The organism is Streptomyces sp. NPDC101110 (assembly GCF_044759525.1).
Taxonomy (GTDB): Bacteria; Actinomycetota; Actinomycetes; order Streptomycetales; family Streptomycetaceae; genus Streptomyces.
Map to the genome: position 1 here is coordinate 662,988 of NZ_JBIVZM010000003.1, position 10,331 is coordinate 673,318.

The following is a 10,331-nucleotide window of genomic DNA, read 5'->3' on the forward strand; positions in this document are numbered from 1 at the left end:
GGAGATCGGCGGGGCCATGACCCCGCGTTTATGGACCACCCGCATGGACACGCCCCTCCGTCCCCGCACGTCCGCCCGGAAGGCACGGCGGCATCACCCCCTCGCACGCTGCTCCTTCCCCTGGCGTCCTCGCTCCTGATAAACGCAGGTACATGACACGACTCACCACCGTGGCACGTGCTCTGCTCACCGCGGTCACCGTCCTGCTGGCGTCGACCGCCCTCACCCCGGCCGCCCACGCCGCCACCGCTCCCAAGGCACCGAAGGACTTCGTGGCACTGGGAAACGTGGACCCGACGATCATTCAGGAGATGCGCTACGTCACCCCGCACAACTTCGTGGGCGAGCGCATCGACGGCTACGACCAGCCCCTCTGCATCCTCACCCGACCCGCCGCCCAAGCCCTCCACAAGGCCCAGCGCAAGCTCCTGCGCGAGGGCTACACCCTCAAGGTGTACGACTGTTACCGGCCCCAGCGCGCGGTGGACCACTTCGTCCGCTGGGCCGAGGACCTCGGCGACCAGGCGATGAAGGGCGAGTTCTACCCGAACGTCGACAAGACGCGACTGTTCGCGGACGGCTACATCGCGGCGAAATCCGGCCACAGCCGCGGCTCCACCCTGGACGTCACACTCGTCAGGCTCCCGGCGAAGCCGACCCGGCCCTACCACCAGGGAGAGCCCCTGGTGCCGTGCTTCGCGCCCAAGGGCGAGCGGTTCCCGGACAACTCGGTCGACATGGGGACCGGCTTCGACTGCTTCGACACTCTCTCGCACACCCTCGACCCGCGCGTCCAGGGCCGGCAGCGCGCCAACAGGCTGCTGCTCAAGAGCACGTTGGAAAGCCTCGGCTTCGTGAACCTGGCGGAGGAGTGGTGGCACTACACCTTCAAACCAGAGGCCTATCCGGACACCTACTTCGACTTCCCCGTGTCCCGCACATCGCTCACCGGCGCCCACTGAGCAGCCTGCCCACGGCGCCCTCTGCGTGATCGGCTACAGTCCGCCGCGTGTCCGAATCTCAGCACTCCGCTTCCAACTCCGTGCCGAACTCCCACTGTTCGAGCTGCGGTGCGCCCTACGGAGAGGGCATCACCGGCTGGCCCCGCACCTGCAAGGTGTGCGGGGCCGTGGCCTACCGCAACCCGCTGCCGGTCGCAGTGGCCCTGCAGCCCGTGTACGACACCAAGGGCACCGCCCTGGTCGTCATCACCCGAACCATCCCTCCCGCGCGCGGGGGCCTCGCCCTGCCCGGCGGCTACATCGACGACCGGGAGGACTGGCGGCAGGCCGTCATACGCGAACTCCGCGAGGAGACCGGCATCGACGCGGCCGGCCGTGACGTCCGGCTCGCCGACGCGATGAGCTCACCGGACGGTCACCTGCTGCTGTTCGGCCTCCTCCCGGAACGCCCGGTCGAGGGCCTGCCCCCCTCGACCGCCACGGACGAGACGGAGGGCTGGACCCTCCTGCGCAGGCCCGAGGAACTCGCCTTCCCCCTGCACACCCTGGCCGCACGCGCGTGGTTCGAAGGCCGCTACATCTGAGCGCGTCCCTCCCGGCCCACGAAGCTCACCTGCCCTGAGCCAGGTGGCCCCTCCCTCGCTTCCCCCGGAGCTGGCCTCTCCGGCCGGACGAGCTCACGGCTCCCGGACCCCTCGAACGCGCACCGGGTAGGGCGGCGTCCCCCCGCCGTCCTCACCCTCCCGCTCGACGACCACCCGGGAACCCGTCCACCGAGCGGTGTAGCGCTCGATCTCCGGCTCGTCCCACCCCTCGCCGCCGTCCGGCACGACCAGCCCGCCCCCGGTCCGTCCCCGGGCGGGCGCCCACACCTCCAGCTCCAGCCCCCCGTCCTCCCCACGTACCGGAAACACGGCACCCGCGCGCGCGAACACCGGGATCCGCGACAGGGGCGCGTCGACGAGCACCTGCCCCGGACCCTCGTACGCCTGCTGCGTCGCGACGTCGTACCAGCGCCCCCGCGGCAGCCGCACGGCACGACGGACGGCGCCCGGATCCAGCACCGGTGCCACCAGCAGGCCGTCCCCAAGGAGAAAGGCGTCCTCGCAGTCGCGCAACATCCGATCCTCGGGCGCCCCCCACCACACCGGCCGCACATAGGGCGCTCCCGTACGCCGCGCCAGATGCGCCAGCGTCATGAAGTACGGCAGCAGCCGGCGGCGCTCGACGAGCGCCACGCGCGCGTGCTGCAACACCTCGCCACCGAACTCCCAGGGCTCCCTGCGCCCCGCCCGCAGACTCGCGTGCGTCCGGAACAGCGGCAGATACGCGCCCAGCTGGAACCAGCGCAGATACAGCTCCGGCGACGGGTCACCGTCGAAACCCCCGATGTCCGGCCCCGAGTACGGGACACCGCACAACCCGAGCCCCATCACCAGCGCCAAGGACGCCCGCAGCCCGGGCCAGCCGGTGGCCACGTCCCCCGACCACGTCCCTCCGTAGCGCTGCATCCCGGCCCACCCGGAACGGGAGAACAGAAACGGCCGTTCCTGGGGCGCGAGCCGGCGCAACCCTTCGAAGCCCGCCCTGGCCATGCACAGCGCGTACACGTTGTGCGCCTCACGATGATCACCGCCCCGCCCCTCCAGGGAGTGCCGGGCCGAACGCGGCAGCGTCGACTCACCGAAGGCGGTGAACGACGTCGGCTCGTTCATGTCGTGCCAGAAACCCGAGAAGCCCTGCGCGAGCCGCTCCTCGTACAGTGCGCCCCACCACTCCCGCACGCGCGCGTGCGTGAAGTCAGGCCAGACCACCTCCCCGGGCCACGAGACACCCTCCACCACCTCCCCGGCGGCGTCCCGCACGAACGCGTCCGCTGCCACCCCGGCGTCGTACACCGCGCCGCCCGGCAGGGCCTTCACGGCCGGACCGACGATCGACACCAACCGGACGCCGTCCCGCCTGAGCTCCTCGGCCAGGACCGGCAGCTTGGGAAAGCGGTCATGATCGACGGTGAACACCTGATGCGCGTCGAGGTGGTCGATGTCCAGGTGCACCGCATCCAGCGGCAAACCGCGCTCCACGTAGCCCGCCACGATCCGCCGGACCTCCTGCTCGCTGCCGAACCCCCACCGCGCGTGATGGTGTCCGAGCGCCCACGCGGGCGGCAGCGCCGGCGCGCCCGTGAGCGACGCCCAGGCGAGCAGCACGCGCGCGGGGGTGCCCACCATCACCCAGCAGCGCAGCGGGCCGCCGTCCATCCGCAGCTCGCTCGTCCCGACCAGGTCATGCCCGGAACCCGCGCCCTCCTCGCCCTCCCGCAGTGTCACCGTGCCGTCCCACGCGTTGTCGTGGAACACCAGATGCGTACCACCGTCGGACACCACCACCTGTACCGGCATCGTGATGTACAAGGGGTCGGTCCCCGACGCGAACGCACGGCCGGGATCGGTGTTCCACAGCCGGTACGTCCCGTCCGGCAGCCGGGGACCCGAGCCACGCCCCCCGAGCCCGAAGAACCGCGCGTCCGCGCCCACCTCCGACCGCTGCATCCACCTCGCTGGGCCGCCGCCGACCGGCTCCCACCACCGCGGCGGCAGATCACGCCGCAGCGTCACACCACCCGGAGTCCGTACCTCCACCGCGCCGTGCCGCGAGACCGCGACCGTCACCCGCTCGGCCACCACACGCCAGCCGCCGTCCTTGTCCGGCTCCAGGACCGCCCGCGGATCCGGCTCCGGACCACGGCCGGCCAGCGCGTAGGACGGCTCGGGCCCCGCCCCGTCCCACCCCCAGAACACGGCCCCGTTCACCGCGACCAGGATCCGCAGCTCCGACCGGCTGAACCGGACGACACCACCCCCCGGCTGCGGCTCCACCTCCGCCACGGGCCCGGGCACCCGCGCACGCTCGGCCCCCCGCGCCGGCAGCCCGGTGGCGTCGGCCCGGCGCCTGCGCCACGCTGCTCGTACGGTACGCACACCCTGCGCCGCCCCCACCGAAGCCACCGCTTTCATCGAACGCACCAGGTCACGACCGTTCATGCTGCTCACCCTGCCACTGACGGCCCAGCGCGGGCGTGTCGTTCAACTGCCGTTCACCCGTGCCAGGGCCACATCTTCACGACACGGACTATGTGGGGCGCACCCTGGTGCCGAAGTCGATCACATGGCATTGTCCGTGCCAGCCGCTCACGCGCACACCCCAGCCCGTGCGCGGAGGACGCACACGACGCGCACAGTCCGGGAGCCGACCATGTCGACCGATAGTCCCCAGCCGCTCTGGCAGCCCGACCCCGAGCGCATCGCCCGCGCACGGATCACCAGGTTCCAGGCCTGGGCCGCCGAGCACCACGGCGCCCCCGCCGAAGGCGGCTACGCGGCCCTGCAACGCTGGTCCGTCGACGAGCTGGACACCTTCTGGAAAGCCGTCACCGAGTGGTTCGACGTCCGTTTCTCGCACCCCTACGCGCGCGTGCTCGGCGACCGCTCGATGCCGGGCGCCGAGTGGTTCCCCGGAGCGACCCTGAACTACGCCGAGCACGCCCTGCGCGCGGCCGCCACCCGCTCCGACGAACCGGCCCTCCTGCACGTCGACGAGACCCACGAACCCCGCCCCGTCACCTGGGCCGAGCTGCGCCGCCAGGTCGGCTCACTGGCAGCCGAACTGCGCGCTCTCGGCGTACGTCCCGGCGACCGCGTCAGCGGCTACCTCCCGAACGTCCCGCAGGCGGTGGTCGCCCTCCTCGCCACGGCCGCGGTCGGCGGCGTCTGGACCTCCTGCGCGCCCGACTTCGGCGCCCGCAGCGTCCTCGACCGCTTCCAGCAGGTCGAACCCGTCGTGCTCTTCACGGTCGACGGCTACCGCTACGGCGGCAAGGAGCACGACCGACGCGAGGTGGTCGCCGAACTGCGCCGGGAACTGCCCACCCTGCGCGCAGTGATCCACATCCCGCTCCTCGGCACCGAGCCACCCTCGGGCGCCCTGGAGTGGTCGGCACTCACCTCCGCCGACGCGGACCCCGTCTTCGAGCAGGTGCCTTTCGACCACCCCCTGTGGGTGCTCTACTCCTCCGGCACGACAGGCCTGCCCAAGGCCATCGTCCAGTCCCAGGGCGGCATCCTCGTCGAGCACCTCAAGCAACTGGGCCTGCACTGCGACCTCGGCCCCGAGGACCGCTTCTTCTGGTACACCTCGACCGGCTGGATGATGTGGAACTTCCTCGTCTCCGGCCTGCTGACGGGCACCACGATCGTCCTCTACGACGGCAGCCCCGGCTACCCCGACACCGGCGCACAGTGGCGGATCGCCGAACGCACGAAAGCCACCCTCTACGGCACCTCCGCCGCCTACGTCATGGCCTGCCGCAAGGCCGACGTGCACCCGTCCCGGGACTTCGACCTCTCCTCCGTGCAGTGCGTCGCCACCACCGGCTCGCCCCTGCCCCCCGACGGATTCCGCTGGCTCCACGACGAGGTCCGTGACGACCTGTGGATCGCCTCCGTCAGCGGCGGCACCGACGTGTGCTCCTGCTTCGCCGGAGCCGTACCGACCCTCCCGGTCCACGTCGGCGAGCTCCAGGCCCCCTGCCTCGGCACCGACCTGCAGTCCTGGGACCACAGCGGCAGCCCCCTCGTCGACGAGGTCGGCGAACTCGTGGTCACCAACCCCATGCCGTCGATGCCCATCCACTTCTGGAACGACCCCGACGGCAGCCGTTACCACGACAGCTACTTCGACACCTACCCGGGCGTGTGGCGGCACGGCGACTGGATCACCCTCACGTCCCGCGGATCCGTCGTCATCCACGGCCGCTCCGACTCCACGCTCAACCGCCAGGGCGTCCGCATGGGATCCGCCGACATCTACGAAGCCGTCGAACGCCTCCCCGAGATCAAGGAGTCCCTCGTCATCGGCGTCGAGCAGCCGGACGGCGGCTACTGGATGCCCCTCTTCGTGCACCTGGCCCCCGGAGCAGTCCTCGACGAGACCCTGCTGAACCGCATCAAGCAGACGATCCGCGAGCAGCTGTCACCGCGCCACGTCCCCGACGAGATCATCGAAGTACCCGGCGTCCCGCACACCCTCACCGGGAAGCGCATCGAGGTCCCCGTCAAACGCCTCCTGCAGGGCACCCCCCTGGAGAAGGCGGTCAACCCCGGCTCCATCGACGACCTCGGCCTGCTGAACTTCTACGAGGATCTGGCCCGCAAACGCGCCTGACGCCCCCTGCCCCGCAGAGCGCAGGTCACAGCACACACTCGCTGTGACCTGCGCTCTCCGTCGTGAATCCTCCCCACGATCACCGATTGGGACCTCACTGTCAGTGGTGGTCGTTACTGTGAGTGAGCATTGATCGACCGTGCACAGGGGGAACGATGACGCACACCGACCACCGGACCATGCGACGCGTCCTGCACCGCGAAATGACCGGCACCATCGGCCTGCTGGCCGACGAGCACGACTTCCGGGCGATGCGGCGCTACCGCAGCTTCGCCTTCCACGACCACGCGACCTATCTGAAACAGGTGGAGGCCCTCCTCAGGACCAGGGCCCTGCAGGGCAGCCACACCACCGTGGCCCTCTTCGACCCCGAGGAGTACGCAGAGTTCTGCACCCGCAAGGACCTGGACCCCGACAAACCGTCGAGCCGCTCCCGCTTCACCGCGCAGATCGCGGCGACAGGCCCCACCCTTCCCTACGACGGCCGCCCTCTGGCCGACCTCCTCCCGGCCCTCGTGGACGAGGCGGTCCGGCATGCCACCTGGGAATACGCCAGCACCCTCCTCGCCCGCCTGGGCCCCTGCACCTCCTGCGGCGAGGACATCGGACGCGCCGCCTTCACCCGAGCCGCAGAACTCCTCGTCCGCATCCTCGACACGGCACCACCGGGCGACCGCCACCTCGTCTGCAGCGTCACCGGCTCACCCGAAACCCTCGTCGCCGCCCTCCGCATCACCGACGACGGAGCCTGCCTGGAACTGGACGAGACCGAAGCCCTCGAGTTCACCACGGTCCTGGCCCTCGGCCTGGCCACCGAAGGCCCCGGAGGACTCGTCATCCGCGCCACAGCCCCCGGCGCACCCGACCGCGTCTACGGCTGGCGCATGCGCGCCTACGGACTCGAACCCCTCACCGCGGGAGAGGTCTTCGACGCCTACTGCACCGACGTCGAATCCGGCGACCTGATCGCCCCCGAATCCAACGTCGACTACTGCGCGCCGCCCGATCTGGGGGAGGAGAACCCGGCTCAGGGACACCGGCACTGAACGCGCGAGGGGCGCCCCACCGCAGTGGAGCGCCCCTCCCCGGCAACCGCCGACGGCCCGGCCGGGCCTACTCGCCCGACAACACCGCCTGCGCCGCACTGCGCGCTTCCTCGGCACTGTCCGTAGCGCGTGCCGCCGCGGCGGCACGCTCGCACTGCGCCAGCGTGTACTTCGCCAGCGTCGCCCGGACGTACGGAATCGACGCGGCACCCATCGAGAGAGAGGTGACACCCAGACCGGTCAGCACACACGCGAGCAGCGGGTCGGAGGCTGCCTCACCACAGACGCCACAGCTCTTGCCCTCGGCCTTGGCCGCCTCGGCGGACAGTTCCACCAGGTCGAGCAGGGCAGGCTGCCACGGGTCCTGCAGACGGGACACCGCACCCACCTGACGGTCCGCGGCGAAGGTGTACTGGGCGAGGTCGTTCGTGCCCAGCGACAGGAACTCCACCTCCTGAAGGATCGAGCGAGCCCGCAGCGCGGCGGACGGGATCTCCACCATCGCGCCGAACTTCGCCCGCAGCCCGGCCTCACGGCAGGCGTCCGCGAAAGCCCGGGCATCCGTACGGTCCGCCACCATCGGGGCCATGACCTCGAGGTAGACCGGCAGGCCTTCGGCCGCCTTCGCGAGCGCGGTCAGCTGGGTGCGCAGCACCTCCGGGTGGTCGAGCAGCGTCCGCAGACCCCGCACACCGAGCGCGGGGTTCGGCTCATCGGCCGGCGTGAGGAAGTCGAGCGGCTTGTCCGCGCCCGCGTCCAGCACCCGCACCACGACACGCCCCTCGGGGAACGCCTCGAGCACCTGCCGATACGCGGCGACCTGCTTCTCCTCCGAAGGAGCCTGCTTGCTGTCGTCAAGGAAGAGGAACTCGGTACGGAAGAGACCGACTCCCTCGGCACCCGCCTCGACGGCGGCCGCCACATCAGCGGGGCCGCCGATGTTCGCGAGCAGCGGCACCTTGTGACCGTCCGCCGTGGCACCGGGACCGGTCGAGGCAGCCAGCGCCGCCTTCCGCTCGGCGGCCGCCGCTTCGAGCTGTGCCTTCTTCTCGTCGCTCGGCTCCACGAAGATCTCTCCCGTGCTGCCGTCGACGGCGATCATCGTGCCCTCGGCGAGCTCACCGGCACCCGGCAGCGCCACTACGGCCGGTACCCCGAGCGCCCGGGCCAGAATCGCGCTGTGACTGGTCGGCCCGCCCTCCTCGGTGACGAAGCCGAGCACCAGAGTCGGGTCGAGCAGCGCGGTGTCGGCCGGCGCGAGGTCACGGGCGACCAGGACGTAGGGCTCGTCGCTGTCGGGGACGCCCGGCATCGGCACGCCCAGCAGACGGGCGACGATCCGGTTCCGCACGTCGTCGAGGTCGGCGACGCGGCCGGCGAGGTACTCACCGGCTCCCGCCAGCAGCTCGCGGTAGGAGGCGAACGCGTCGTACACCCCGCGCTCCGCCGTGCTGCCGACGGCGATCCGCCGCTCCACATCGGCCATCAGCTCGGGGTCCTGGGCCATCATGGCCTGCGCCTCGAGCACCGCCTGGGCTTCCCCGCCGGCCAGGTTGCCCCGCGCCATCAGGTCCGCCGCCACCGCCTCGACGGCTTTGCGGGCGCGCCCCTGTTCGCGCTCCGCATCCTCCGCCGGTATCTGCTTCGCGGGCGGCTCGAGCACCGCCGTACCCATGTGCCGAACCTCGCCGATGGCCACACCGTGGCTCACGCCGACGCCTCGCAGCGTTGTCTCCATCTCACCCGTCTCCGATAGAGCGGCGGCCGCCGCCGCCGCGGTGGTTGTCGTACTCGCCGTCGCACAGGACGGCACAGGAGTCACTTCCAGAGGAAGAGACTGTCGCCGGCCTTCACATCGCCGTTGTCGCGAAGATCGGAGAGAGCTTCGGCTGTGGCCTCCAGCGCCACGACCGGGCAGACCGCGGACTTCCCGGCGGCCTCGACGGCAGCCGGGTTCCAGCGGACGACACCCTGACCGCGCCGGACGGTGTCGCCCTTGTTCACGAGCAGCTCGAAACCCTCGCCGTTGAGCTGCACGGTGTCGATACCGAGGTGGGTGAGCACGCCGTGTCCGTGTTCGTCGACGACGACGAACGCGTGCGGGTGCAGGGAAACGATGACGCCGTCCACGGGTGAGACGGCCTCGGAGGGCTCACGTACGGGGTCGATCGCGGTGCCCGGGCCGACCATGGCCCCGGAGAAGACGGGATCCGGCACTGCCGCCAGTCCGATGGCGCGTCCTGCGAGCGGGGACGTCACGGTGGTCATGGGAAGCCTCCCAGGGGTGGAGATCGATATGGCCGCCCCTGTGGCACCGGGCGGCACGTTCAGCAGCGTATGTCACCTGAAGTGCCGGTTCCGTGCGAGCACTCCGAAGTGGTCTAGACCATACCCTAAATCGATTTGCACCGGCTCCGAGGCCGCGTGTACAGTCGTACTCCTGCTTGGGGCTGAGCGACGCACTCGCGTGCCAGCCGGGCAGCAACCAACTTGTCAGATCCTATCTCTGGGTCGCCTTCTGCATGCCTGCGGGACGGTGGTCAGGGGGCCGGAAAAACACTGATAGAGTTTGGAACACCGAAGGGAAGCGCCCGGAGGAAAGCCCGAGAGGGTGAGTACAAAGGAAGCGACCGTTCCTTGAGAACTCAACAGCGTGCCAAAAGTCAACGCCAGATATGTTGATACCCCGTCCATCGGATACCCGATGGTCGAGGTTCCTTTGAAATAACACAGCGAGGACGCTGTGAACGGTCGGGCCTATTCCGCCTGACTGTTCCGCTCTCGTGGTGTTGCACCGGATTACCGGTACACATTCACGGAGAGTTTGATCCTGGCTCAGGACGAACGCTGGCGGCGTGCTTAACACATGCAAGTCGAACGATGAAGCCCTTCGGGGTGGATTAGTGGCGAACGGGTGAGTAACACGTGGGCAATCTGCCCTGCACTCTGGGACAAGCCCTGGAAACGGGGTCTAATACCGGATACTGACCACTGGGGGCATCCTCGGTGGTCGAAAGCTCCGGCGGTGCAGGATGAGCCCGCGGCCTATCAGCTTGTTGGTGAGGTAGTGGCTCACCAAGGCGACGACGGGTAGCCGGCC

General features: G+C 70.3%; 7 protein-coding genes and 1 rRNA gene. 5 read left to right on the plus strand and 3 right to left on the minus strand.

Annotation, left to right across the window (positions count from 1 at the left end; all coding sequences use genetic code 11):
- The first annotated feature begins 152 nt into the window (after window positions 1-152).
- Complete coding sequence (locus tag ACIQU3_RS09245) at window positions 153-962, plus strand: M15 family metallopeptidase (protein ID WP_403728317.1); 810 nt, start codon at window positions 153-155, stop codon at window positions 960-962.
- 47 nt (window positions 963-1,009) lie between these two features.
- Window positions 1,010-1,546 (plus strand): NUDIX domain-containing protein, encoded by a 537-nt coding sequence (locus ACIQU3_RS09250; protein WP_403728315.1) that lies wholly within the window; start codon window positions 1,010-1,012, stop codon window positions 1,544-1,546.
- 93 nt (window positions 1,547-1,639) lie between these two features.
- Here the strand turns inward: ACIQU3_RS09250 and ACIQU3_RS09255 are convergent, their stop codons facing one another.
- On the minus strand, window positions 1,640-4,006 hold the full coding sequence (locus ACIQU3_RS09255; RefSeq protein WP_403924145.1) for a TIM-barrel domain-containing protein: 2,367 nt from the start codon (window positions 4,004-4,006) through the stop codon (window positions 1,640-1,642).
- A 211-nt stretch (window positions 4,007-4,217) separates the two neighbouring features.
- On the opposite strand from ACIQU3_RS09255, the gene ACIQU3_RS09260 reads away from it, so the two are divergent.
- Both ACIQU3_RS09260 and ACIQU3_RS09265 read left to right on the plus strand, forming a co-directional pair.
- The gene (locus ACIQU3_RS09260; RefSeq protein WP_403728311.1) at window positions 4,218-6,185 is read left to right on the plus strand and encodes an acetoacetate--CoA ligase; all 1,968 of its coding nucleotides are present in this window, start codon (window positions 4,218-4,220) and stop codon (window positions 6,183-6,185) included.
- A gap of 155 nt (window positions 6,186-6,340) precedes the next feature.
- Complete coding sequence (locus tag ACIQU3_RS09265; protein WP_403728309.1) at window positions 6,341-7,231, plus strand: hypothetical protein; 891 nt, start codon at window positions 6,341-6,343, stop codon at window positions 7,229-7,231.
- A 67-nt stretch (window positions 7,232-7,298) separates the two neighbouring features.
- On the opposite strand, the gene ptsP is transcribed toward ACIQU3_RS09265, so the two are convergent.
- Both ptsP and ACIQU3_RS09275 read right to left on the minus strand, forming a co-directional pair.
- On the minus strand, window positions 7,299-8,969 hold the full coding sequence (gene ptsP / locus ACIQU3_RS09270; RefSeq protein WP_403728307.1) for a phosphoenolpyruvate--protein phosphotransferase: 1,671 nt from the start codon (window positions 8,967-8,969) through the stop codon (window positions 7,299-7,301).
- 80 nt (window positions 8,970-9,049) lie between these two features.
- Entirely contained in the window at window positions 9,050-9,499 is a 450-nt protein-coding gene (locus tag ACIQU3_RS09275) for a PTS glucose transporter subunit IIA (RefSeq protein WP_403728305.1), read from the minus strand.
- A gap of 544 nt (window positions 9,500-10,043) precedes the next feature.
- Between ACIQU3_RS09275 and ACIQU3_RS09280 the strand changes: the two genes are divergently transcribed.
- Window positions 10,044-10,331, plus strand: a 16S ribosomal RNA gene (locus ACIQU3_RS09280); the annotation flags it as partial.